This is a genomic window from Adlercreutzia sp. CNCM I-6207 (assembly GCF_977072305.1).
On record NZ_CDRVLZ010000016.1, the window covers coordinates 45,673 to 70,491 of the forward strand.

The window sequence follows — 24,819 nt, forward strand, 5'->3', positions numbered from 1 at the left end:
GGACGATAAAATAAAGGAAACGACTTCGAGGGAGGCACCGTGGCCATTCGCATCATCGTGGACTCGTCGGCGGACATGGAAGAGGACTACGCCCGCGCCCACGACATTACCATCATCCCCATGACCATCGCATTCGGCTCCGAACAGTACGCCGAGGGCGTCGACCTTTCGCGCGAGGAATTCTTCGAGCGCCTCGTGGAAACCGACGAGCTGCCCCGCACGAGCCAGATCCCTCCCATGGTGTTCCAAGACCTCTTCCAAGAGGCCGTCGATGCCGGCGACGAGGTCGTCTGCATCACGCTTTCCAGCCACATCTCCGGCACCTACCAGAGCGCCTGCATCGCCGCGGCCCCGTTCAAGGAGTCGGTGTTCGTGGTCGACAGCGAGAACGCCACCATCGGCGAGCGTATCTTGGCCGAGCGCGCCTGGGCCCTGCGCGATGAAGGGCTTTCCGCCCAAGATATCGCCTACTGCCTCAACCAGGAGAAGAAGGACATCCGGCTCGTGGCCTCGCTGGATACGCTGGAGTACCTGCGCCGCGGCGGCCGCATTTCCGGAGCGGCGGCCCTCGTGGGCGGCATGCTCTCCATCAAACCCGTGGTGGGCGTCGTCGATGGCGACGTCGTTGTGCTGGGCAAGGCCCGCGGATCGAAGCAGTCGAAGAACATGGTGTTCCAGAAGATCGACGAGATCGGCGGCATCGACTTCACGCGGCCCATCTGGGTGGCCTACTCGGGCCTGTCCGACGCGACGGCCCGCAAGTACATCGCCGACAGCCTGGCGCAGGCGAAAGCCGCCGAGGAAGCAGCCGCCGACGAGTCCGCCGTGCCGGACGACTTGCCCCTCACGCAGGTCGGCGCCGTCATCGGCACCCACGTCGGCCCGGGCGGCGTCGCCTTCGCCTTCTTCGCACGGGAATAGGGCCCGCATAGTCTTTCGCGCTCTTTCGTAGAGCCATCCCGTCCTCCCAGAACATTTGCATGGCCATCTTTTCCAAGAAATTGCGTTTGTTAGCGTAAAGATGGCCCAAACGACCCTGTTTGGATCCTGTTTTTAGCTCATAACGGGGGCATAACGGAGGAATTATGCCCAAATTCACTGAACTGGATGGGCGGTGCCCCAAACGAGGCTGCGAACGCTAACAAACGCAACATTTCGGGAAAATCGCGAGGGCATTTTGTCTGGAGCACAAAAAAGGCCTCCCCGAAGGGAGGCCCAAGATCACCGAAGCGGCGCGGAACTTTAAACGCGCTTGATGACGCGGCCGTCGCGGGTGTCGATCTGCAGGACGTCGCCAATCTCGATGAACGTCGGCACCTGCACCTCCTTGCCCGTCTCAAGCGTGGCCGGCTTCAGCGTGTTGGTGGCGGTGTCGCCCTTGAAGCCCGGTTCGGTGTGGGTGACCTCGAGCTCCACGAACATCTGGGGCTCCAGGCTGATGAGCTCGTCGCCGGCGTACAGAAGCGTCGCCTCGTCGTTCTCCTTCAGCCAGTCGGCCGCGGAGCCCACCATATCGGCGGAGACGGGCATCTGCTCGAACGTGCTGTTGTCCATGAACCAGTAATCGGCGCCGTCGTTGTAGAGGTACTGCATCTTCTTGGACTCAAGACGCACGGAATCGAACTTCGTGCCGGCGTTGAAGGTGTAGTCGACCACGCGGCCGGTCTTGATGTCCTTGAGCTTGGTGCGCACGAACGCGCCGCCCTTGCCCGGCTTCACATGCTGGAACTCGACGATGGTGCACATCTTGCCGTTGTTGATGATGCACATGCCGTTCTTGAAATCGGCGGTAGAAATGCTTGCCACGGATGCTTCCTTTCCTGCTCACGCGCTGCGGCAAACCCTCTGGTCGCCCGCCGCGTTTGGTTCAAACTGGTACAGTATAGCCGTCTCGCGCCCTCTTCGCAAAGAAAATATGAGAGGACGCAGGTCGACGAGGACAAGCATCCCTCCATCGACCCCTAATCGCCCCTAATCGACGTAGCTGTTGATGAGGGCGAACAGCTCCTGTTTCTTGTGGATGTCCAGTTTCTGGTAAAGCCGGCGCAGGTGCGTCTTCACCGTGTTGTCGGAAATGAACAGCTCCGTGGCGATGGAGGAGATGGTGTGCCCTCGCGCCACCAGGGCCATCACCTCGATTTCCCGCTGCGACAAGGCGTACTTCCTCCCGATGAGGTCGCACCGGAGGGCCGTCTTATCCTCGTAGTGCGGCTGCTCGGCATCTCCCAGGGCCTCTTCCGCGATCGCGTCGTCCGCATCCAAGTCGATGGCGCCATCCGACGCCGGATCGGTCGCGCCCTCCCGCGTCCGAGCCAGCGACAGGAACTCGATGGGCCGGCTCGTCTCCGAGCGCGAGGGATGAAGCGCCCGTGTTCCGTACAGAACAAGCGCCAGAAAGCACACCGACCCGAGAGCTATAACGGCATACGGGGAGACGTCGAATGCCGTGCCGCAGGGGGCCAAAGCGCCCAGAAGGTACCCCAGACCTTGCGCGGCTACGCAAACGAGCGTCTGGAAGCTCAGGCAGAACACCGGGTCGATGCCGTAGTCGTGCGACACCTGAACGGCGAGGATCTGAACGCTCAGCGACAGAAAGCTGTAAATCATGTACAGAAGCGCGGCCGCAACGACAAGCGGAGTCCCATAGGCGAACGGAAGCGCCCCGAGAGCCACCACGATCAGGGGAAACGCCAGCCGGAACACACCGTCGATGGTGTAGCGCACCGTCCGAAACCGCCACAGCAGCATAAGGGCGATGGGGGCGAACAGCCCCGCGAGCGCGGAACCGTAGTTGACAAACGTCATCGCCGTCGTGTCGATGGAGAGAAACCGCACCACTCCGCCGAGAAAGGCAAAGGCTCCGCAGTACAGCACGCTGCGCCAGAAACTGCCGAGCCCGTGGATATAGCTCACCCGGTTGTCAGCGAAAGAGCACGTCGCCATCGGCGAGGCAAGGTCGATCTGGCGGTTCTGCGCGAGAAGCAATATCCAACTGGCGGCCATAAGGGCCGTTGAAATCGCCAGCGTCACCGCCGCGCCCGTAAAGGATTCGAAGAACGTCCTTGCGAAAAAGCTCACCACCCATGCCAAGAGCAGCGTCATCAAACTGACCTCGATATCGCGCAACGATATAACGTAGAACCACGAGAATACAAGCGCATAGGAGCCCGCAACGGGAATCGCGATGCCGAGCACCCACTGAGCCGTCCCCTCCACCATCGGCAGGCCGGACACGAGCAAGCTCGCAAGGGCGACGCAGGGAACCACGCCCATCCCGAAATGGCGCAGCGACCGCCGCGACAGAGTGCACCACAGCATCGCCACCGCGCTCACCACGACGCCAATTGCAATTCCCACGCCATGGGAACCGTAGAAGGCCCCCGAAGGGACAGAGAGCCAGTCGCTTTTCCACAAGAACAGCGACGAGAGCGACATGGCCGCCGCCATGCCGATCGACGATGAAACGACCTTGCCCACATCGAACAGCTTCACCGATTGCGACCCCCTCTTCAACTGCGAACAAACCGAAGTCTACCAGATCAGGAGGAGAACCGCCGCAAGCGGGGCATCTTTCGCTCCTCTCCAATCTCTCTGCCATCAGGCATTTCTCGGTAATTCACGAAAAAGGTTGACAGCTGAAAACGACTTTTCACCAAAACAGGGTCTCACACAAGCCGCTCTTCCGAGGCCAAACTGGCATCAGACGGCACAGACACCGGAGGGGTGTCGCCTCGAGGAGAAAGGAGACCATTTATGGCACAAGCAACAGAGAGGACCGTCTCGCGGAGGGGGTTCGTCAAGGGCTCTACCCTATCGGCCTTAGCGGCCATGGCCGGAGCAGGGGCCGCAAGCTCCCTCTTCGGCTGCGCACCCCAAACGGCAGAGAAGGGCGAAGACCTCGCGCAAACGGGAACCACCGACGTCGTGGCCAACGACATCCCCGAGGAGGGAGAGGTCATCTGGCAGAGCTGCTGCCACTGCGGCTTCGTCGCCTGCCCCCTGAAGTGCCACGTCGTGGATGGAACCCTGCGCTGGGTCGACAACGACACCGAAGGCGACGACGAGTTCGGTGGCGTCTCGTTCCGTTCCTGCCTGAAGGCGCGCTCTGTGCGGAAGTGGATCAACAGCCCCGATCGCCTCAAGTACCCCATGAAGCGCACCGGCAAGCGCGGTTCAGGCGAGTTCGAGCGCATCAGCTGGGACGAGGCGCTCGACATCATCGCCGAGAAGTACCGTTACACCCTTGACACCTACGGGCCCGAGGCGTTCTTCCTGTGCGCAACGGGAACCCGCAACTACCCCATCCAGCGCCTGTTCAACCTCACCGGCGGACATCTGGGAACCATCAACTCCGAGTCCAACGGACAGATCGCGCAGACCGCCAACTACCTCTTCGGCTTCGACGGCCAGACCTTCGACTGTGCCGGTGGCCTCGGAAGCAACACCTCCGCCATTAAAGATGCCGACTGCGGGCTGTTCTTCGGCTGCGGCTCGGGCGAATCGCGCATGTGCGGAATGGGGGAAGTGTACGAGGTGGCCAAGGCGCGGGAAGCCGGCATCCCCGTCGCCTTCGTCGACTACCGCCTGGGCGAGGGGTCCTCGGGCAACCCCGATGAGTGGTTCCCTATCTACCCCGGCACCGACGGCGCCCTGGCAAGCGCCATCGCCTACGTCATCATCAGCGAGGGCAAGCACGACAAGGCCTTCCTGGACAAATACGTCGTCGGCTTCGACGCCGACACCATGCCCGAATCGGCTCCGGCGAACTCCTCCTACATGGACTACATCATGGGCACCGGCTACGACAATATCCCCAAGACGCCCGAGTGGGCGGCCCCCATCTGCGGCCTTCCCTCCGAGAAGATCACGTACCTGGCGCACTTCATAACCGACCATGAGACCTGCTTCATCACCCAGGGCTTCGGGCCCCAGCGCCGCCACAACGGCGAATGGAACGCCGCCGCCATCGCCGCCCTCCCCGTCATCACCGGCAATATCGGCCGAGCGGGCACCTGCCCGGGGCTCAACGGCAAGGGTATGCAGATGAACTTCGACGGCGGCATGTGGAACTCGGTGCCCATCGGCGAAAACCCCGTCACCAAGAAGATCTCCATCTCCGGGCGCTTCAACGCCATGGACCATCCCCTGGAGATGACCGCACTGACCGACGGCATCCAGGGTGGCGACAAGCTCGAGGTCGGCATCAAGTTCCTCGCTCTTTACGAGGCCGGCTGCTTCGGCAACTCCAGCTCGGATTTGAACTGGGCGGCCACCATCCTCGAGGACGAGAGCAAGTGCGAGTTCATCCTCGGCTGCGACGTCATCATGTCTACCTCCCTGCCCTTCTGCGACATCATCTTGCCCGATCTCATGTACCAGGAACGCATGAACATGGTCTCCACCGTGACCGGCGGCTCCGCGCTCGGCTTCGTCTTCGGCCGCCCCGTGCAAGAGCCGCAGTTCGAATGCCGCCTCTCCTACGACTGGGTCGCCGATCTCGCCGAGCGCCTCGGCCTGCGCGACGAGTTCACCGAAGGCAAGACATGGGAGGAATGGATGGAGACCCGCTACGAGGAGTACAGTCGCCCCTCGGCCCCCAACGGCAACGCCCCGTCCTTCCAGGAGGGCTTGGAGATGGGCTTTTGGCGCGATCCCGTCGAGGCCGTCCCCTTCATCGCGCTCAAAGATTACGTCGAGGACCCGGAAGGACGCCCCCGGACGACTCCCTCGGGCAAGATCGAGCTGTACTCCGAGCGCCTGGCCACCATACGGGACACCTGGACGTTCCACAACGGGGAGCGCGACGTGGTGCGGCCGGTGCCCAGCTATTTCCCCGAGATCGAGGGCGTGGCCGACGTTAACGAGACCTACCCCCTCCTGTTCTCCACCTGGAAGGCGAAAAACCAGTTCCACAGCCGCTACCAGGTGATCGAGGAGCTGCAGCAGGCCTGCCGTCATTGCCTGTGGATCAACCCCATCGACGCCGAGCCGCGCGGCATTGAAAACGGCGACACCCTGCGCGTGTTCAACGACCGGGGCGAGGTGGAGATCATGGCCCGCGTGACGGCGCGCATCATGCCCGGCGTCGTGGGCATGCCCCATGCCCACCGGCGCGAGGTGGTCGACGGCGTGGACATCGGTGCCAACGCCAACACCCTGAGCGGCCACCACTGGTCGCCCATTTCCAAGAACTGCCCGTCGACCGGCTCTACGCTCGTGCAGGTCGAGAAGGCTTAAGGAGGCTTCCCATGACGCAATACGGTTTCTATTTCGACTCTTCGCGCTGCACCGGCTGCAAAACCTGCGAACTCGTCTGCAAGGACTACCACGACCTGGGGCCCGACATCTTGTTCCGCCGCATTTACGACTTCGAGGGTGGCAGCTGGGAGAAAACCCCCGAGGGGGCGTGGAACAAGACGGCTTTCAACTACCATCTGGCCGTCTCCTGCAACCACTGCGACAGCCCCGCCTGCGTGGAAAACTGCCCCACGGGCGCCATGCGGAAAGACGCCGAGACGGGCCTTGTGAACGCCGACCCGGAAGTGTGCATCGGCTGCGGCACCTGCCAGAAGTCATGCCCCTACGACGCGCCGCGCATCGATGCGGAGCTGTCGGTCTCCCGCAAGTGCGACGGCTGCCTGGCCCGCGTGCGCAACGACGAGCAGCCCATGTGCGTCGGCTCCTGCCCGCTGCGCGCTCTGGAGTTCGGCCCCATCGACGAGCTGCGCGAGAAGCACGGCGATCTCTGCCAGGTGCCGCCCCTGCCCGAGCCGACCACGGGCCCCAACCTCGTCATCGGAAGCTGCCAGGCCATCGACTCCGACACCTACAACCTCGACGAGGGCTACCTAGCCAACCCCCTCGAAGTGGAGTAGCCATGAACGCGCCCGCTGAGAACACCGCGCCCTGCGCGCTGGTACTGGGAACGCTCTTCCTTGAGAAGCCCTCTTCTTCGACAGCCAAACTGCTTTTGGAGGGCCTGGCGTCCGCGGATCTTCCGGCCGAGTGGCCCTATGGCGATAAGGCGGCCTTGGAGGAAATCGGCGAGCAGCTCCAGTGCACGGTCGGGGCCGACCCTGCTGACCTCGACCGCGACTACCATCGGCTGTTCGTGGGGCCAGGCAAGCTCGCCGCGCCCCCGTGGGGGTCGGTCTACCTCGACTCGGAGTCGGTGCTGTTCGGCGATTCGTGCGTCGCCCTGCAGCGCTGGATGCGCGCCCGAGGCATCCAGCTGCACGAAGGGGAAAGTCGCGAGCCCGTCGACCACATTGGGCGCATGCTCGTGCTTCTCAGCTGGCTTTCCGACAACCAGCCGGACCAGGTCGGCCCTTTTCTGGACGAGCACTTGATGACCTGGGCACTGCGCTATTTCGAACAGCTTGGGCCAGCGGCCGCCGGCACCCTGTACGAGCCGCTGGGGCGCCTCGCCTTGCTCACTTTGGAGGCCATCGCCCAGTCGCGGTAATCCTAGTCCCTCCCCGTTTCAAGGGCGTCCGACCCTCCCCTTCGTCGGACGCCCTTCTCTTTCTCACGTGAAGTTGGTCCATGCAGTCAGCTTCGCCCTTCGGCAACCTTAGGAGCCCCTATGAATTTCCTCTTTCTCTTGATTATCGCGGCAGTGGCGGCCTACCTCCTCCGAAGCCCTCTCAAGGCTCACCCCTCTCTCTTCTACAGCATTGCCGCGACGCTCGTCCTTCTCTACTTCTTTGGTGCCACCTTCGGCGTTCCCCGCTGGCTGTGGATGCCCCTGGTCGATCTCATTCAAAAGTGCGAGCTTGCCGTCGCCCTCTTCGCAGTCGTCATGCTCATAGGTTGCCTCGGCAAGGAGCAGACTCTCTACCGTCGAATGAAGCCGATCAGGGCCGAGCTGTCCATTATTGCCTGCATTCTCTGCCTCGGGCACATGGCCGTGTACCTTGGCTCCTACCTGCCCAGACTGCTCGGCAATGCGAGCATCAACAGCAATGTTGCCGTCGCCTTCGGCGTGGCCGTCGCACTCTTCGTGCTGCTCGCTCTTCTTGGCGTGACGTCCCTCGGCATCGTGAAGCGGGCCATGAGCAGCCGTCGCTGGACGCGCATCCAGCGATTCGCCTACTTATTCTTCGCTCTGATATTCTGCCATCTTGCGCTCATGCTTCTTCCTGCTGCCCTACACGGAGGCGTTGCCGCCCAAGAATCGCTTTTCGTGTATACGGCGGTGTTCGGAGCCTACGGAATACTGCGTTTGGGCAAAGCTGTTGCGGAGCGCCATGAAGAGACGCAGGAGGACGCGAGCGCAACGCCAGCCATCGCCATAGAAGAAGAGGCGGCCGTCGGAGATGCCGCTTAAAGGCACGAGCAAACTACCCCTTTCGATATGGGCGAAAATTTCGACTTGTTAGATTTCTTGTTTGGCAAAGCAGCTCCGATAAGACCTGCTATTTACGTTATTCGTCAGTTTTGCCCCGCGATACTCGGCGCTTACGATCCCCAAAGTCTAACAAGTCGAATTTTCCGCCCCATCGGGAGCTTATTCTTGCCCGGACACGTCACCCTGTTGGACGATCGGTCGGCAGTGGCGCTTCTTTCGGCCCTGTCGCCTACGCCTCTTCTGTTGCGGGGGCGCCCTGCGGCTCGTCGGCGGAAGGCCTCTCCGTCCCTTTGCGCCGTCTGCGGGCGGCGTCGCGCAGCTTGCCGTAGAGGCCCATGTAGGCGTTCACGATGACGCCGGTGAAGGCGGCGCAGACGAAGGTGCCCTCGCGCACGCCGGCCAAATGACCCACGAACAGGAACGCGCACAGGCACGCCAAGGCCGCGCAGGCGAGATCGAAGCCCACCTTCACGGTGCCGAACCGGGCGCCGGTCTTGCGCACCACGGCCTGCACCACGGCCTCGCCGCAGTTCATGACCGTGCCCGAGACGACCGTCATCACAATGCCCAGCGCGAGAACGACCATGCCGCCGATAAGCCACAGCCACGAGGCGACATAACTCGTCGGCGCAGCGGGGCCGAGCAGTGCCATGAAGGCGTCAATGCACACGCCGAAGAACACCGAGATGGGAATCTGCCACAAGTCCACCAGACGGAACTCCCGACGAAGAAGAGCGATTTGCACCAGCACGAGAAAGCACTGCCACCCCAGCATGAACGTGCCGAAGCTCACCATTGTGAAGCCGATGGAAAGCACGTTGGGCGTGGCGGAGATGGGCGAGTTGCCCAAATCGGCCTTCACGACGATATCGATGCCAAGCCCCATGACCGCGATGCCCGCTAGCATGAGCACGATGCGGCCCGTCAGAAACAGGGCGGCGCGCAGCGTCAGCGATCGCTCGGCGAGAGCGGCGGGCGAGCCTTCCGCAGATTTCGTCGAAAGCGAAAGACCGTCTTGAGCGCCTCGGACGCCTTCGACCGAATACGCAGCCTTTAAGCCACCGGCTTGCGGCGAGGGTCTGTCGGACGGATCGGCAGATACGCCCGAGCGCTCGCGCCCCATGGATTTTCCCTTGGTCCGAATCTCGCTCCCACGATTGATCTTCCGTTCCGTCATCGTCTCCTCACCGTCCTTTCCGGTGTCGCGGCGTGCAAATACCTTTCAGTTATAGCACGGGAAGAGACGCAGTTCGCAGAAAATACGCGAGCACGACTGCGCAAAGGTTAGATGGCGCAAACTCAACCGCTCACCACCGACGAGCGGCAGAACGACGGCGACGCAACGGCGACAAGGCGAAGCCCTAGATGACCACGAGGTCGTGGGTGGAGTTGGTGAACACGTCGAAGCCGTCGTCGGTCACGACGCCGAAGTCCTCCAAGCGCATGCCGAACTTGCCCGGCAGGTAGATACCGGGCTCCACGGTAACGACGTTGCCGGCAACGAGCGGCCGCTCGTTGCGCGGGGCAAGCACCGGTTCCTCGTGGATGTCGATGCCCACGCCGTGACCGAGCCCGTGCCCCATGCGACCGCCGAAGCCAGCCGCCGCCAGCACCTCCTCGGCTCGCTCATGGGCCTCTTTGCCCGTGACGCCGGGCCGAAGCATAGCTTCCACGGACTCGTTGGCCTCCCGCAGCGCATCCCACGCCGCCCGCATCTCCGAGTCGGGCTCGCCGAGGAAGACCGTGCGCGTCATGTCCGAGCAGTAGCCGTAGGAGCGGGCACCGAAATCGAGCACGACGCACTGGCCGGCCTCCAGCATGGTGGCGCCGGGAATGGCATGGGGGCTCGCGCCGTTGGGCCCGGTGGCCACGATGGAGGGAAACGCCAGGCCCTGGGCACCATGGCGCAGCATGAACTCCTCGAGCTCCAGCTGCACCTGGCGCTCCATCATGCCCGGGCGCATGTAGCGGACGATGTGCTCGAAGGCGGCGTCGGTGATCGACTGGGCGCCGCGCATCCGCGCGATCTCGTAGCGGTCCTTCACCGCGCGCAGGCCCACCACGACGCCATCGGTCTCCACGAAGGGCTCCTCCGCGTCGGCTTCGGCGAACGCCTTCTGCAAGCGGCGGTACTCGGCAAGCGAGACGCCGTCCTCGATGCCCAAAAGCGCATCGGCGGCCCCGGCGGGCCGGCCTCCCCACCGCTTGGCGGCAAACTGCGCGTGGGTCTCGCGCTCGGCGCTCACTTCCAAAGGCTTGTGCCGCGCGGCGTTCTCGCAGGCCGTCACGTAGCGCGAGTCTGTGTGCAGCCAGGCGTGATCGGGGCAGACATACAGAGCATGGGCCGCCTCTTCGTCGAAAACGTCGTCGAAAGCGGTGAGCCACTGGATATTCGACGTGTCGCGCACGAGAAACGCCCCGCAGCCCAGCTCGGGGAACATCTCGCGCAAGCGAGCCAGGTGCCGCTCGCAGGCCTTCGGATCGTTCAACTCGTCGAATACCGTCATGAATTCCTCCTGGTTCGTCCGGACGCCGGTACGACGGGGCATCCCGTGCTCAAGCAATGGCTCGCTCGGCGGAACAGTTCACTGGACTGTTCCGTTCGCTGCGCAACCTGCGCGCGGGACGCCCCGTCGCACCGGCGTCCTACCCCATCGGGCTATTCGCTACCTTCGGCCACAGCGTTTTCCAGCAAAATATCCAGCGCGCGCAGGTAGCCCTCTTTGCCGAGGCCCTTCACCTGGGCGACGCAGGCCGGCGCGATCACCGAGTGGCGGCGGAACTCCTCGCGCTTGCTAATGTCCGAGATGTGAATCTCCACCACCGGCACGTCGATACATTCCACAGCATCGTGCAGCGCGTAGGAGTAGTGCGTGTGCGCCCCGGGGTTGTACACGATGCCGTCGTAGTTGCCATGGGCCGCATGCAGCCGATCGATGAGCGCGCCCTCATGGTTCGACTGGAAGCAGTCGACCTCGCAGCCATGCTCGGCCCCGTAGGCACGCACCATCTCCTCGATGGCCTCAAGCGTGTCCGACCCGTAAATGGCCGGATCGCGCACCCCCAACATATTCAAGTTCGGCCCGTTCATGAGCAATATCTTCTTCATTTGGAAGCTTCCCACCGGCGCAGATGCTCCAAAATCACGTCGTCAGGCACGGCCACCAGTTCCCAGTCGCCGATGTCACGGGGCAGCACGAAGCGCACCTCGCCGGCACGGGTCTTCTTGTCGCGCTTCATGGCGGCCAGCATCTCATCGGCCGGCTCCGACCAGTCAAGCGCCGGCAGCCCGAGCCCGTCCAAAAGCTCGTCCTGGGCATCCACCAGCTCGGCCGACGTGCCCACCACATCCACGCCGAGGCGCGCCGCGAAGCGCATCCCCTCGGCCACCGCAGCCCCGTGGGAGAACGTCCCATAGCCCGCGAGCGCTTCCACCGCATGCCCCAGGGTGTGCCCGTAGTTCAGGCACTCGCGCACCCCGCGGCTCTCCGTCTTGTCCTCGGCCACAATGTTGGCCTTGAACACCACCGACCGCGCGATGGCCTCGGTGACCACCACCGGATCGCGCGTCTCCAGGGCGGCGGCGTGATCCATCATCCAGAAGAAGAACTCGTCGGAATCGATCACCGACGCCTTGGCGATCTCGGCGCAGCCGCAGGCCCATTCGCGGTCGTCCAGCGTGGCGAGCACCGCCGTGGAGGCGCACACGTAGGCCGGCTGCTTGAACGTGCCCACGAGGTTCTTCCCCTCGGGAAGGTTCACGCCGGTCTTGCCGCCGACCGAGGAATCCACCATGGCCAGAAGCGAAGTGGGCACCTGCACAAACGGGATGCCCCGCATGTAGGTAGAAGCGACGAACCCGGCCAAGTCGCCCACGACGCCGCCGCCGAGGGCCACCACGGCGCAGTCGCGCGTGAGCCCAAGCGATGCCATGGCCGACCAGATCTCCCCGGCCACCGCGAGCGACTTCGAGTCCTCCCCCGCGGGCACGACGATATCGCTCACGCGGAAGCCCGCCGCCTTCAGCGACGACTTGGCCTCTTCCAGATACAGCGGCCCCACGTTGGAATCGGTGAGGACGAGCAGGTGCGGCGCCCGTCCCACGCCATCGAGCCGCCGCACCGACTCGCCGAGGCCGGCGAGCACCGTGGCTCCGATACGCACGTCGTAGGGCGCCTCGCCGGGGATGTTGACCACTATCTTTGTTGCGGGCACAGGATTCCCTCCTTTTCCAAAATGCGCTGCACTTCCCGCGCGATGGCCGGCACCGATTTGCCAGCGGTGCTCACGCGCACGTCGGCCACCGCCTCGTACAGCGGCAGGCGCTCCTCGCAGCGGGCCCGGGCCGCTTCCAGGTTCTGGAACAAGGGCCGGGTGGACGTATCGCTGATGCGGCTGGCGGCCTCGTCGGCGGTCACTTCCAGATACACCACGAAGCCGGCCTCGCGGAAGACGTCGTGGTTGGCCGGCGTGACCACCACGCCGCCGCCGCAGGAGATGAGCAAAGGGTCGGGCTTAGCGCCCAGCTCGCGCAGCACGTCCGTCTCGATGGCGCGGAATCCCTCCTCCCCGCCCTCGGCGAAGATCTCCTTCACCTTCTTGCCCTCGCGGCGCTCGATGTAGGTATCCATGTCCACCGAGGCCACGCCGCACGTGCGGGCGAGGCGCCGGGCCACCGACGTCTTGCCGGCGCCCATGAACCCGACGAAAAAGACCGGGCGAGTCAGCTCCATGCGTTCCGCCATCTTAGCGCCCCATGGTGCGCAGCCGCGCCTTGTAGGCCTTGATGTTCGCCTTGATGTCGGCCATGCAGGTGTCTCCGAAAGCCTCCAAGTAGGCATTCGCCAGCGCGAAGGCCACCTCGCCCTCGGCCACCACGGCCGCCGCCGGCACCGCGCACACGTCCGAGCGCTCCTTCGACGCCTCCTCTACGCAGAGCGTGTCCAGATTCACCGTTTCCAGCGGCGTCATGAGCGTCGGGATGGGCTTCATGGCCGCCGTGATCACGAGCGGCATTCCCGTGGTCATGCCGCCCTCCAGACCGCCGGCGTTGTTCGACGCGCGGCGGAACTCGCCGTCGGCGAGCACGATGGGGTCGTGTACAAGCGACCCGGGACGCGCGGCCGCCTGAAACCCGAGGCCGAATTCCACGCCCTTGATGGCGGGGATGGAAAAGAGCGCCGCGCCCAGCCGCGAGGTGAGCCGATCGGTGCCCGTGGCGTAGGTGCCGAGCCCCGGCGCAAGCCCGCAGACCACGATGCGGAAGGTGCCGCCCAGGCTCTCGCCGTCGGACTTCGCGCGGTCGATGGCCTTCTTCATGGCGATGGTCGCCTTCGCGTCCGGGCAGCGCATCTCCGACAGCTCGATGTCGAGCGGCTTGTGCTCGGCGGCGTCGGCCATCGTCTCCTCGGGCATGGCCGCGTCCCCCACCGACACCACGTACGACATCACTTCCACGCCGAGCGCCGCCAGAAACTCGCGCGCCACGCCGGCCGCGGCCACCCGGGCCGCTGTCTCCCGGGCGCTCGCGCGCTCCAGGATGTTGCGGCAGTCATCGGTGTTCGTGCGCAGGGCGCCCACCAGGTCGGCATGCCCCGGCCGCGGCGTCACCTCGCGCACCAGATCGCGCGGCGCCTCGCCGAAGGCGGCCATACGGCCGGTCCAGTTCTCCCAATCGCGGTTGGCCACCTCAAGCGCAATGGGACTGCCGATAGTGCGACCGAAGCGGATGCCGCTCGTGACGCGCACCGTGTCCTTCTCGATGGCCATGCGGCCGCCGCGCCCGTAGCCGGCCTGGCGGCGGGCCAGATCGGAGTTGATGTGATCGACGGACACGGGCAGGCCGGCCGGCACGCCCGTCACGATGGCTGTAAGATTCGGCCCGTGACTTTCTCCGGCAGTGATGTATTCCATAGACGCAGCTTTCTCGCAGGGCGCGCCGACAGAGGGCACCCGAGACAGATCGGCACCCATTGTAGCGCACGAAGAGGCACCCGACCGTTTCGGGACGGTAAAGTGCGGGCGGAAGCAGCCCCTGAGCCCTCTTAGAACTCGGCGTTGCCCACCGTGCGCGGGTGCGGGATGACATCGCGGATGTTGCTCACGCCCGTGAGGTACATCACCAAGCGCTCGAACCCAAGCCCGAAGCCCGCGTGCTGGCAGGTGCCGAAACGGCGCAGATCCAGGTAGGCGCGGTACTGCTCGGCATCCATGTCCAGCTCGGCGATGCGCCGCTCGAGCACTTCCAGGCGCTCCTCGCGCTGGGAGCCGCCCACGATTTCTCCGATGCCCGGCACGAGGCAGTCCATGGCGGCCACGGTGCGCCCGTCGTCGTTGAGCCGCATGTAGAAGGCCTTGATGTCCTTCGGGTAATCGATCACGAACGTCGGGCGGCCGAAGTGCTCCTCGGTGAGGAACCGCTCGTGCTCGGTCTGCAGGTCGATGCCCCACTCGACCGGGTACTCGAAGGCGCGCCCGGCCGCCTGGGCCGCACGCAGGATGTCGATGGCCTCGGTGTAGGTGACGCGCGCGAAGTCGGAGGACGCCACATGGTTCAACCGCTCCAGCAGCCCCTTGTCGACGAACTTGTTCAACATGGCCAGCTCGTCGGGGCAGCGTTCCATCACGTCGCGGATGACGTACTTGAGCATGCTCTCGGCCAGCTCCATATCGTCCTCAAGGTCGGCGAAGGCAATCTCGGGCTCCACCATCCAGAACTCGGCGGCATGGCGCGCCGTGTTGGAATTCTCCGCGCGGAACGTGGGGCCGAACGTGTACACGTCCCCGAAGGCCATGGCGAAGTTCTCGGCGTTCAGCTGGCCGGACACGGTGAGCGAGGCGGGCTTGCCGAAGAAGTCGGCGCTCCAATCCACCTCGCCGGCCACAAGCGCGCCGTCCGAGGCCGCGGCAGCCTCCTCGCTCACGAGCGGCACCTGGGCCGGGTCGATGGTGGTCACGCGGAACATCTCGCCGGCCCCTTCGCAGTCGCTCGCCGTAATGATGGGCGTGTGCACGTAGACGAACCCGCGGTCTTGGAAGAAGCGGTGGATGGAGGCGGCGGCCACCGAGCGGATGCGGAACACGGCGCGGAACAGGTTCGTGCGCGGCCGCAGATGCTGCTGGGTGCGCAAGAACTCCGGCGTGGCGCGCTTCTTCTGTAGCGGGTAGTCGGGAGCCGAGGCGCCCTCGACGCGGATGGATTCGGCGGCGAGCTCGAAGGGCTGCGGGGCGTCGGGCGTGAGCTTCAGCACGCCTTCGCACACGAGAGCCGCCGACACGTTCTGGTGCGCAATCTCGTCGTAGTTCGCGAGAGTCGCGCGGTCCATGACCACCTGCAGGTCCTTGAAGCAGCTGCCGTCGTTCAACGTGACGAAGCCGAAGTTCTTCATATCGCGAACCGATTTGACCCAACCGGCAACGGTGACGGTCTTTCCGCCAAAAGCGGCGGCATCGGCGTAGAGCTGAGCGATCTTAGTGCGGTTCATAGGGGCGCGACCTTTCGAACGAGAGAGGTTTTTCCGTTGCCCGCTATGATAGCAGCACACCGCCGCGCCGCCTATGGGGTCAAAAGCATCTCGGCTGCCGAATCCCAACGCGCCCGGGGTGTCTTAAGCGAGGTTGAACCCGGCGGCGTCGGCCATAAGGGCGAACAGCTCGTCCTCGGGAATGTCGAGGGCCGCCTCGCCGGTGATGTCGCGCAGGATGCCCACCGTGACCACGGCCTGGCCGACGAGCATGCCGGCACCGTCGAGGAACGTACATCCTGCCGCCCGGGCCGCCCGGGCCAGCGCCGTCTCGCCATGGCCGTACACCACGTCGAACACCGTCTGGTCCGCGCTCAGAAGCGTCGTGTCGAAGGGGGCCGGGTCGCCCGCCTTCATGCCGAGCGGCGTGGCGTCGATGATGATGTCCGCGCCCGCGATGGCCTGCCGCGACGTGGCGTAGCTGCCGAACTTGAAGCCCACCTGCTTGTACACCTCGGAAAAGCTCAGGTGCCCTTCTTTGAAGGCGGGCATGTCCACCACCCGTCCGACCATCGCCCCCAGCTCGTCGGCGTAGGCGCGCATGACGTTGCGGGCCTTGGCCTTGTCGCGACCGATGAGGATCACCTCATCCGGCCCCGCCTGGGCCACAGCATGCAAGATGGAAAGGGAGGTCGGCCCCGTGCCGCAGACGACGACGGACGCGCCGCGAAAATCGACGCCGGCCCGTTCCAAATAGGCCACGCAGCCCTGGCCGTCGGTGTTGTAGGCGATAAGGGCCCCGTCCTTGTTCACGAGCACGTTGGCCCCGTGGGCGAGCGTGGCCGAGGCGGCCCGCACATCGGCGGCAGCGAACGCCTCGGGTTTATAGGGCGTGGTGATGTTGATGGAAAGGAAGTCGCGAGCCGCAAGGAACGTCTCGGCCTCGGGCACCGTCGGCACATCCATGAGACCGTAATGCCAGGGCAGCCCCGCCTTCTCATAGACGGCGTTGTACATGACCGGCGATTTCGAATGGCTCACCGGGTGCCCCAGCACATACAGCTTCTCGCTCACAGCGATTCCCTTCCCGCTTCGCGCGAGGCCCCTTCGACCCCGCGCTGCGCGCCCTGCCCGAAGCGGCGAGGGGCGCTTCCTTGTCCGCGGCGCGCCGCGGGACGGCTCGCCTCGCATTCCGCGATATTGATCGCCGGCTCCGGCTTGCGATCTCCCAAAATAGCCCGCTCGACGTTGCGCAGCAGCAACGTGTGGGGCAGATCCTGCTCGACCAGCGGCTGCAGCATATAGGCCTTCATGCCCGTCAGATGGGCTCCCAGCACATCGGTCGCCAGCTGATCGCCAACGACGACCGTGTCGGCGGCGGCTCCCCCAATCTTGCGCCGGGCCGCGAGAAACGCCGGCGGCAGCGGCTTTAAGGCCTTGGCCACGATGGGCAGCTCCAGCTCGCCGGCGAACCGGTACACATCGGCATGCCAGTTGTTCGAGAGCAAACAGAAGCTCACCCCGGCCTCCCGCGCCCGGCCGAGCCACATCCCCACATCGCGCGGCACGCATCCCGTGTCCCGGGCGCGCACGGTATTGTCAATGTCGAGCAGCACATGGGAAAGCCCGCACCCGAGCAAATCGCGCTCGATATCGATGGCGCTGATGCGCGAGAAATAGCGATCGGGGGTGAGAAGCGCCATGGGTCGCACCTGAAGACCAAAAGGGCGCCCTTAGGCGGCCGCGCCCTCGCCGGCGGCAACGTCGCCCGACCCGTCGGCGCCACCAGCGTTGGAATTATCGGCGATGGCCTGCTGATGCTCCTCGTAGGTCTTGCTGAACGCCGCCTGCATGTTGCCGTCGGCGTCGGGATAGAAGTAGAAGAACATGTCCTCAGTCTGGGTCGGCTCGCAAACGGCGGTGAGGCTCTCAATGCCCGGCGAGCAGATGGGCGTCGGCGGCAGGCCCGCATTCGCGTAGGTGCTGTAGGGCGTCTCGGCGTGCACCTCCTCGGCCGTGGGCTCGCGGCCCACCTCGTAAGCCGTGGTGGCGTCGGATTCCAGGTAGGGCCTATCGGAGGCGAGGCGGTTGTAGAAGACGCCGGCCACGTGATCGCGCACCTCCTGGTCGCCGGTGGACTCTTTGGCGACGATGGAGGCCAGGTTCACCGCCTGGTACAGCGTCAGCCCCTGGCTCGCCGGGTAGCTGTTGGCGAAGTCGCCGAAGATGCTGGCAGTCTCGGTGCCGAACTGGTCGAGCATCATGCGCATGACGGCCTCGGCATCCATGTCCTCAGTCACGGCGTAGGTCTTGGGAAACAGGAAACCCTCCAGCGAGTTCTCGCCGGCGCTTTCCAAAAACGCATAGTCGGCAACGTAGGCGCTCGCGTTCTCGGAAGCGGCGAGGAAGGCCTCGGCGGTGATGCGGCCGCCCGTGGCGCTCGCCACCAGCTCAGACAGCTCCGCGCGGGTGATGTCCTCGGGCACGGCGAGCGTGTCGCCCACCTGGGTGGGACCGGCCATGATGGCGCGCACCAGCTCCTCGGGGGTGCTGCCGCCCTGGAAGGTGTAGGTGCCGGGGATAAGCGCCGAGGAGGCCTCCAGGCGCGTGACTTCGTCGGTGAACTCCCGCGAGCTGCCGATGAGGCGCGCGGCCACGAGCGCGTCGCCGATGGAGGAGGCGGTCTCCCCCTCCGTGATGGTCACCTCCGCCGACTGGCCCGGCGCGAGCAGTTCCACTTGCGAGCCGGCACAACCGCGGAAGGCGAAGAAGCACACGGCGGCGATAACGACGACAGCCACGACGGCCGCGCAGATGAAGGGCGCCGGGGACTTCTTCGGCATGATGGCGCTCGTGTCGTAGGTGCGGAACTCCCGATCCCCCTTGGCGTGCGCCGCCCGGGCAGCGCGGGAGGAATGGGACGAATAGGTGACCTTCTTGCCATGGAGAGCCAAGGTGCGGCCTTTCTCTACGAAACGGCCCGGCGATTAGCCCCGCGAATACCTCAAGCGCGGGCACGCTCGTCGAGCCAAGATTGCAAAAACAGACTTGCGGCTATCATATCAACCTTGCCGCGCATCTCCTTCTCAGTCAGACCCTTTTCACGCAAACTCCGCTTGGCCTCGGCCGAGCTGAGCCGTTCATCTGCGAAAACGTGGGGAATGCCGCAGGCGTCGCTGATGCGCGCGGCCTCCTTGCGAATGCGGGCCGCCTGGGGGCCCTCCTCGCCGGCGAGCGTGCGGGGCAGCCCGCAGACGAGCAGCTCCGGCTCCCAGTCTTCCAGAAGCCGGCGGAAGGGCTTGGCGCAACCGGTCACCTCGGCGGCGGGCATCACGCACACCGGACTTGCCACGCGCTCGCCCGGGTCGCTCACCGCCACCCCCACGCGCACTTCCCCGATATCCAGCGCCATCACGCGCACGGGCTACTTCACCTCCAGCAGTTTCTGGCGCAGCTCGGCTTCCATGCGGCGCATCTCCGCCTCGGCCTCGGCACGCTTGGCGCGGCCCTCGGCCTGGATCTTCATTACCTCATCGAAGGTCTGGATGAGGTTCTCGTTGGTGGCCTTCAACGTCTCGATGTCCACGATGCCGCGCTCGGACTCGCGGGCCACCTCCACGGTGGAAGCTTTCAACTTCTCGGCGTTCTTGCGCAGAAGCTCGTTGGTCATGTCGGTGACGGCGGATTGGGCTTTGAGCGCCGCCTCGTTGTTGGCGAGCCCCAGCGCCAGCAGCATCTGGCTCTTCCACAGAGGAATAGTGTTCACGAGCGTCGTCTGGATCTTCTCGATCATGAGCATCTCGTTGTTCTGCACGAGACGGATCTGCGGCGCCATTTGCATGGCCACGGTGCGGGACAGATCCAGATCCGACAGCTTCTTCTCGAAGCGGTTGCACGCAGCGGCGAGTTTCTGCACCGCCTCGGCGTCCTCGGTGGAACCCGACGCCTGAGCCCTGGCGGACAGCTCGGCCAGCTCGCCCTCGCGCACCTCGGCCAGGCGCTGACGGCCGGCCAGAAGGTACATGGTCAGCTCCTTGAAGTAGGTGAGGTTCAGCTCGTAGAGCTTGTCGAGCGTGGCCGCGTCCTTCATGAGCTGCACCTGATGGCCCTCGAGGGTCTTGGCGATCTTGTCGACGTTGGCCTCGGCGGTGTCGTAACGGGCCTTGAGCGACGTGATCTTGTTCGCCGACTTCTTGAACAGGCCGAAGAAGCCCTTGTCGTCGTCATCAACGTCGAAGTTCTTGAGCTCGGTCACTACCCCGGCGATAAGATCGCCCGCCTCGCCCAAATCCTGGGTGCGCACCTTCGCGAGCGCCGTCTCCGAGAACGACGCCATCTTCTTCTGGGCGCCGGCGCCGAAGGTGAGTACCTGCTGGGAATTGGCGATGTCGATCTGCTGGGCGAAGGCGTCCACCTGGGCCAGCTCTTCGGCGGAAAGCGAGTCGGCGAGGCTGGGCGCGGCGGGCGTGTCCACCTCGACGATGGAGGCCTCGGCCACCTCGCCGTCGCTTACGGGATCGAGCGTGAGCGTCGGGGCGGGAATGTTCGTGAGATCGGTCAGTTCGTTGGTCATAGCATATCCTTTCACGGGCACGGTACGGATGAATCGGAAATTGCGAGGGGGCCTTGCGAGCCTCGCGCTCAAGAGCGTCCGGGGTTAGGCGCTCGAAGCCATTGCTTACGGTTTCACATCGAAGGGGCCTTCCGTGAGTCCCTCTTGGGCGAGCATGGCGTGCAGCACCGAGATGTCGGCGGACACATCGAGGGAGAGGTCTTGGTACGTGTCGTCGAAGAGCTTCTCGAAAGCGCTGTGCAACACTTCCAACGTATGCTCGATCTCGCTGCGCGAGCTGGAGATATTCTCGCCCTGAATAGGTTCCTCCTCTAACCGGTCGTAGGCATCGAGCAGCTTCACCGTGGTGGGAAGGTAGTACGCGGTCAGGCGGTCGAGCCCGGCGATGATGGCCGGCTCTTCCTCGGCGCGGGCGAGAATGCGGCCCACCACGTCCTGAATGGCCGTAATGCGCTCGCTCACCGCGGCGTCGTCGATGGCGGCGTTCAGCTCGTCCATCTGCCGCACGTAGTCGCGGCCGCAGGCGACAAAGGCGCGCTGCTCGGGCGTCAGGCGCTCGGAGATATCCTGCTCGCGGGCCGCCCGCGCCGCCGCCTCAGCTGCCCGGGCCGCCTCGGCCGCCTCGCGCTCGGCGAGCGTCTGGCGCTGGCTCTGCTGGAACTGACGATACTGGTGGTAGGCGTTCTCAGTCACCATGAGGGTGGTGTTCTCGTCGTCGATGCGCCCCTCGGGGAGGTAGCCGCCCTTGATGAGCGTGCGCGAGGCGGCAAGGGCGGCCTTGGGGCTCACCTGCATGCGCGCGGCGAGGTCGTCGAAGCCAACGGCCTCGCGCTGGCCCACCGCCCGCTGGAGAGCCTTCAGTTTCGAGGCACGCCGTAGGTTGCGGATGCCGAAGCCGAGCAACGTGGCGAAACCGGCCGTCAGAATGCCGAGGATCGCCGTCACGGCCACTTCGGGATTCCCGGCCACCGCCGGCGCCAGCGCCGAGACTAAGGCGGGAACGCCGAAAAAGACCGTGCCCGCCCCGCCGGCCGCCGCCATGACGACTCCGGAGGCCGTCAGCCCCCACGACGAGCGAAAGCGCTTCTTTGCCTTGGCCAGCGGCGCCCACTGTTGGGCCTGCTGGGCCGCGGAGGTCACCGCTTGTTGAAAACCCTGGGGGACGCCACCTGTCGGCGCGCCCTGGGACGCCCCGTAGCCCGGATGCCCGTAACGCTGCTGCCCGTGGGCTTGCTGAGCCGCCCGGCGCTGCGCCTCTTCCTGGGCCTTGCGCGCCTTCTTCTCGCGCTTGCGCTTCTCCTGCAGCTCCTTATGGGCCTTCAGGTTCTTCTCGGGCGACTGCCCTAGCGCCTCGGCGGCCTCGTTCACCCCTTGGTCGACCATGCGGGCGAACTGCGAGAACGCTTTGTCAACCGACCGGCACATCTTCTGGAAATCCTTGGCCGACATGCCGGGAATGGGGCTGCCCGAAGGCCCGACCGACCAGGAACCGGCGCCCGGCGTATCCGGCGCCGGCTTCGCGCCCCGGGGACGCCCCTTCGCATTCCCGTTGGCGCTGTCCTGCTGGGCGCTCCCCTGCTGTTCTTGGAAATCTTCGGGCATCTCGTAGACGTACTCGGGGCCGGGTTGCTGCGGCCCGGGTTGCTGCGGCGCGCCTTGCGGCCCGGGCTGCCGAGACGCACCGTAGGGTCTCCCCCAGCTGTCGTACGGCCCTCGACCGCCGGTTCCCGGACTCTGCGGATTCATGGAACAACCCCTAACGCGCCCGCGCAGCCAGCGGATCGCATCAAGGCCGCCGAACCGCGCATCTCTTGTTTCCCCGTCATCTTACCACGGCACTTCCAGCCCCCTGCCCAACCGCACGGAATGCGCACCACCTTTAAGTTTCCGAAAACGAAGATCAACCGAAGCGGAACAGCGCAAGAAACGTCAATCGCCGCCCCGCGAAGCCTGCCCAATACCGTGGCACCCCAGTCGGTCGACGAACAAGAGCTTTTCTGCACGAGATCTCGAGTTATAAGCGTCAACAACAAGTAATAATTCCCATAATCTATCGTTATTCGATACATTATCGAGCAAATGCCGTTTGCAGGACGCCCCGGGACGCTTATAACTCGAGATCTCATGCAGAAACAGCCTCTGTCGACAACAAACAACGTGTCCCTTCGCCGTATGCTAAGGGAACCTTCATCAGCGTGAGCCTTCAAACGAACCAAAAAACGCAGAAAGGAACCCAGCAATGCTCAACGAACTCACGCCCAACGACACGTTCTGCGATTATTACCAGCAGTGGGTGGCCATGTACAAGGAGGGGGCCGTGCGCGACGTCACGCTCAGCAAGTATCGGCTTACCTGTGCGTGGCTGCAACGGCTCATCCCCTTGCTGACCCTCGCGGAACTCAATCGTATTACTTATCAGAAGCTGCTGAACGACTACGCCGTCAGCCACGAGCGGCAGACGACGATGGACTTCCACCACCAGCTGAAGGGCGCTGTCCTCGATGCTGTCGACGAGGGTCTGGTGGAACGTGACCCAACGCGCAAGGCCATCATCAAGGGCAAATCCCCGCGCGCCAAAAAACAGAAGTACCTCAACCAATTCGAGTTGCACCGCCTTCTGAACGACCTCGACCTGGGACCCGAGGTGAGCTGGGACTGGCTCATCCTCCTCATTGCGAAGACAGGGCTGCGGTTCTCCGAGGCCATTGCACTGACGCCCGATGACTTCGAGTTCAGCCGCCAGGTTGTTTCGGTTAACAAGACCTGGGACTACAAAACGGGAACAGGCTTTGTTCCCACTAAGAATCGCTCCTCCATGCGCAAGGTGCAGCTCGACTGGCAGCTGGTCATTCAGTTTTCCGAGCTCACCAAAAGGCTTCCCCACGATGCGCCGATCTTTGTGGAAGGGAAGGTCTACAACTCCACCGCGAACAGCGTGCTAGAACGCCATTGCAAGCGAGCCGGCGTGCCCGTCATCTCCGTGCATGGACTGCGCCACACCCACGCATCGCTGCTCCTGTTCGCCGGCGTCTCCATCGCCAGCGTCGCCAAGCGCCTCGGGCACGCCAGCATGAACACCACGCAGAAAACCTACCTGCACATCATTCAGGAACTCGAGAACCAAGATGTCGATCTCGTGATGCGCTCGATCTCCAGCCTCATCTAGTCGACAACCGCTCACGCTGATGAAGGGCGATGAGCGAGTCGAGCTTGGCGAAGAGGGCACCAATCTTCGTCTGCTCTGCGATCTTTGAGGGAACTGCCACTTTCATCGATTCGACGTCCGAGGCGTTGTAGGAGGGCAGCGCTCCAACTTGAACCAGTGACGCTAGATCAAGTCCGTCAAACAGGATTCGGCCGAATGCCACATCCCAGAACTGGCGATCAAAGGAATATGCCATCGTATTGTTATCTAACAGGAAAGGTTCATCTACCAGGCGTTTTCGATTAAGCAGCACTGCTGCACCAACTTTTGCAAAGAACATTGCCGGCACTTCGTTGATGGGCTTCCAGCGTTTTCGCTCGATCTGCTCATCAGTGACATAGTTGTTTGCCCGACGCAACTGAAGCTCATTGCCTTCAAGGTTCATATCGGAGACTTTGTAGAAAGGGGTGCCTTCGTTACCTCCTTGCTCAGCGTTGGGGAAGCCGACCCCAGATCGGGCTGAGCCAATCTCCCCCAACCTACGCTGTTCCCAATCATTAGCAGATGCTTGCTAAAATGATGCAAAAAGCTCAAGTGCGAAGAGGCCGCAAGAAATTCACAACAACTTGGGAACAGCGTAGGTTTGGAGAACTAGCGCTACTCCGGCGAGGATTAACGTACACCCCAGACGACGTTGTCGATGCGCAACAAGGCACTCGCGTTTTGCGCTCCTCGAATATCAACGAAGACAGATTTGAGCTATCTAATGACGACGTTTTCGTTCGTGAAGATGCTGTCAATATCGATCTAGTTCGGAATAACGACATACTGATAACTGCAGCAAATGGTTCAAGTAGACTTGTTGGAAAACGGGCCCTGATCAAGGGTTTAACCGACAGTGCGGTTCATGGCGGGTTTATGCTGCTCGCCTCAACAGAGGAGCCCGATTTCTTCAATGCCGTCATGGGTACAGAATGGTATAGACGCTTTCTTCGTATGGGAGTAGCTGGTGGTAATGGGGCATTAGGGAATCTGGACTCAAATGCGCTTCGGAACCGCGATTTGCTGGTTCCGAAGCGGGCCGAGCAAAAAGCCATCGGTGCCCTCTTCCAGAAGCTCGACTCGCTCATCGCCCTTCATCAGCGTGAGCTGAGCGGCGCTCGTTCAAGTGGGGCGAGTCTTACCGGGACACGGCGTAAAGTTTTTGGGGGTCGAGGGCGTCAGCCCCTCCGATTTCGAGGACAGGCTTTAGCCTGGCCGAGGAATCGGAGCAGCAAACCTAGAAGGG

The 24,819-nt window shown here is 63.9% G+C and carries 23 protein-coding genes; 7 read left to right on the top strand and 16 right to left on the bottom strand.

Features of this window, described 5'->3' with window-relative positions:
• The first annotated feature begins 39 nt into the window (after window positions 1-39).
• Window positions 40-921, top strand: coding sequence for a DegV family protein (locus ACW4QM_RS08985; protein ID WP_455798381.1), 882 nt, complete (start codon window positions 40-42; stop codon window positions 919-921).
• A gap of 321 nt (window positions 922-1,242) precedes the next feature.
• Here ACW4QM_RS08985 and efp read toward each other — a convergent pair whose 3' ends face one another.
• Together efp and ACW4QM_RS08995 are read right to left on the bottom strand one after the other, a co-directional pair.
• Complete coding sequence (gene efp / locus ACW4QM_RS08990; protein ID WP_114516453.1) at window positions 1,243-1,806, bottom strand: elongation factor P; 564 nt, start codon at window positions 1,804-1,806, stop codon at window positions 1,243-1,245.
• Between the two features lie 165 nt (window positions 1,807-1,971).
• On the bottom strand, window positions 1,972-3,492 hold the full coding sequence (locus tag ACW4QM_RS08995; protein ID WP_114540459.1) for a helix-turn-helix transcriptional regulator: 1,521 nt from the start codon (window positions 3,490-3,492) through the stop codon (window positions 1,972-1,974).
• 261 nt (window positions 3,493-3,753) lie between these two features.
• Between ACW4QM_RS08995 and ACW4QM_RS09000 the strand changes: the two genes are divergently transcribed.
• From ACW4QM_RS09000 to ACW4QM_RS09015, 4 genes are all read left to right on the top strand, one after another.
• The gene (locus tag ACW4QM_RS09000; RefSeq protein WP_114540458.1) at window positions 3,754-6,237 is read left to right on the top strand and encodes a molybdopterin-dependent oxidoreductase; all 2,484 of its coding nucleotides are present in this window, start codon (window positions 3,754-3,756) and stop codon (window positions 6,235-6,237) included.
• 11 nt (window positions 6,238-6,248) lie between these two features.
• Window positions 6,249-6,875, top strand: coding sequence for a DMSO/selenate family reductase complex B subunit (locus tag ACW4QM_RS09005; protein WP_114540457.1), 627 nt, complete (start codon window positions 6,249-6,251; stop codon window positions 6,873-6,875).
• A gap of 2 nt (window positions 6,876-6,877) precedes the next feature.
• Window positions 6,878-7,465: a Tat proofreading chaperone DmsD gene (gene dmsD, locus ACW4QM_RS09010; RefSeq protein WP_161127487.1), complete on the top strand. Its 588-nt coding sequence runs from the start codon at window positions 6,878-6,880 to the stop codon at window positions 7,463-7,465.
• Window positions 7,466-7,585: 120 nt separating this feature from the next.
• Entirely contained in the window at window positions 7,586-8,329 is a 744-nt protein-coding gene (locus tag ACW4QM_RS09015) for a ferric reductase-like transmembrane domain-containing protein (RefSeq protein ID WP_452040279.1), read from the top strand.
• A gap of 250 nt (window positions 8,330-8,579) precedes the next feature.
• Here the strand turns inward: ACW4QM_RS09015 and ACW4QM_RS09020 are convergent, their stop codons facing one another.
• The 13 genes from ACW4QM_RS09020 to ACW4QM_RS09080 form a co-directional block, all read right to left on the bottom strand.
• Window positions 8,580-9,527 (bottom strand): YczE/YyaS/YitT family protein, encoded by a 948-nt coding sequence (locus ACW4QM_RS09020; protein WP_455798382.1) that lies wholly within the window; start codon window positions 9,525-9,527, stop codon window positions 8,580-8,582.
• A 184-nt stretch (window positions 9,528-9,711) separates the two neighbouring features.
• Window positions 9,712-10,857, bottom strand: a complete 1,146-nt coding sequence (locus tag ACW4QM_RS09025) for a M24 family metallopeptidase (protein WP_302808608.1) — start codon at window positions 10,855-10,857, stop codon at window positions 9,712-9,714.
• A gap of 152 nt (window positions 10,858-11,009) precedes the next feature.
• Entirely contained in the window at window positions 11,010-11,459 is a 450-nt protein-coding gene (aroQ, locus tag ACW4QM_RS09030) for a type II 3-dehydroquinate dehydratase (protein ID WP_455798383.1), read from the bottom strand.
• The gene (gene aroB, locus ACW4QM_RS09035) at window positions 11,456-12,565 is read right to left on the bottom strand and encodes a 3-dehydroquinate synthase (protein ID WP_161127492.1); all 1,110 of its coding nucleotides are present in this window, start codon (window positions 12,563-12,565) and stop codon (window positions 11,456-11,458) included. Before aroB ends, aroQ begins: the two co-directional genes overlap by 4 nt.
• Window positions 12,547-13,095: a shikimate kinase gene (locus ACW4QM_RS09040; protein WP_173400363.1), complete on the bottom strand. Its 549-nt coding sequence runs from the start codon at window positions 13,093-13,095 to the stop codon at window positions 12,547-12,549. Before ACW4QM_RS09040 ends, aroB begins: the two co-directional genes overlap by 19 nt.
• A gap of 1 nt (window position 13,096) precedes the next feature.
• Entirely contained in the window at window positions 13,097-14,263 is a 1,167-nt protein-coding gene (gene aroC / locus ACW4QM_RS09045) for a chorismate synthase (RefSeq protein WP_452040277.1), read from the bottom strand.
• 131 nt (window positions 14,264-14,394) lie between these two features.
• Window positions 14,395-15,834 (bottom strand): asparagine--tRNA ligase, encoded by a 1,440-nt coding sequence (gene asnS / locus ACW4QM_RS09050; RefSeq protein WP_279055230.1) that lies wholly within the window; start codon window positions 15,832-15,834, stop codon window positions 14,395-14,397.
• Window positions 15,835-15,957: 123 nt separating this feature from the next.
• A complete protein-coding gene (locus tag ACW4QM_RS09055) occupies window positions 15,958-16,887 on the bottom strand; it encodes a shikimate dehydrogenase family protein (protein WP_452040276.1) in 930 nt (309 codons plus the stop codon).
• Complete coding sequence (locus ACW4QM_RS09060) at window positions 16,884-17,516, bottom strand: YqeG family HAD IIIA-type phosphatase (protein ID WP_452040275.1); 633 nt, start codon at window positions 17,514-17,516, stop codon at window positions 16,884-16,886. Before ACW4QM_RS09060 ends, ACW4QM_RS09055 begins: the two co-directional genes overlap by 4 nt.
• Before the next feature lie 30 nt (window positions 17,517-17,546).
• Complete coding sequence (gene mltG, locus ACW4QM_RS09065; RefSeq protein ID WP_455798384.1) at window positions 17,547-18,767, bottom strand: endolytic transglycosylase MltG; 1,221 nt, start codon at window positions 18,765-18,767, stop codon at window positions 17,547-17,549.
• Window positions 18,768-18,817: 50 nt separating this feature from the next.
• Window positions 18,818-19,234, bottom strand: coding sequence for a Holliday junction resolvase RuvX (gene ruvX / locus ACW4QM_RS09070; protein WP_117284972.1), 417 nt, complete (start codon window positions 19,232-19,234; stop codon window positions 18,818-18,820).
• Window positions 19,235-19,237: 3 nt separating this feature from the next.
• Complete coding sequence (locus ACW4QM_RS09075) at window positions 19,238-20,386, bottom strand: toxic anion resistance protein (RefSeq protein WP_161127498.1); 1,149 nt, start codon at window positions 20,384-20,386, stop codon at window positions 19,238-19,240.
• Window positions 20,387-20,491: 105 nt separating this feature from the next.
• Window positions 20,492-22,132, bottom strand: a complete 1,641-nt coding sequence (locus ACW4QM_RS09080) for a 5-bromo-4-chloroindolyl phosphate hydrolysis family protein (protein ID WP_455798385.1) — start codon at window positions 22,130-22,132, stop codon at window positions 20,492-20,494.
• Between the two features lie 493 nt (window positions 22,133-22,625).
• On the opposite strand from ACW4QM_RS09080, the gene ACW4QM_RS09085 reads away from it, so the two are divergent.
• Entirely contained in the window at window positions 22,626-23,552 is a 927-nt protein-coding gene (locus ACW4QM_RS09085; RefSeq protein WP_455798386.1) for a site-specific integrase, read from the top strand.
• On the opposite strand, the gene ACW4QM_RS09090 is transcribed toward ACW4QM_RS09085, so the two are convergent.
• Window positions 23,545-23,976: a hypothetical protein gene (locus tag ACW4QM_RS09090; RefSeq protein ID WP_455798387.1), complete on the bottom strand. Its 432-nt coding sequence runs from the start codon at window positions 23,974-23,976 to the stop codon at window positions 23,545-23,547. The genes ACW4QM_RS09085 and ACW4QM_RS09090 overlap by 8 nt on opposite strands.
• Window positions 23,977-24,095: 119 nt before the next feature.
• Here ACW4QM_RS09090 and ACW4QM_RS09095 point away from each other — a divergent pair.
• A partial coding sequence (locus ACW4QM_RS09095; protein WP_455798388.1) for a hypothetical protein occupies window positions 24,096-24,819 on the top strand: 724 nt, incomplete at its 3' end.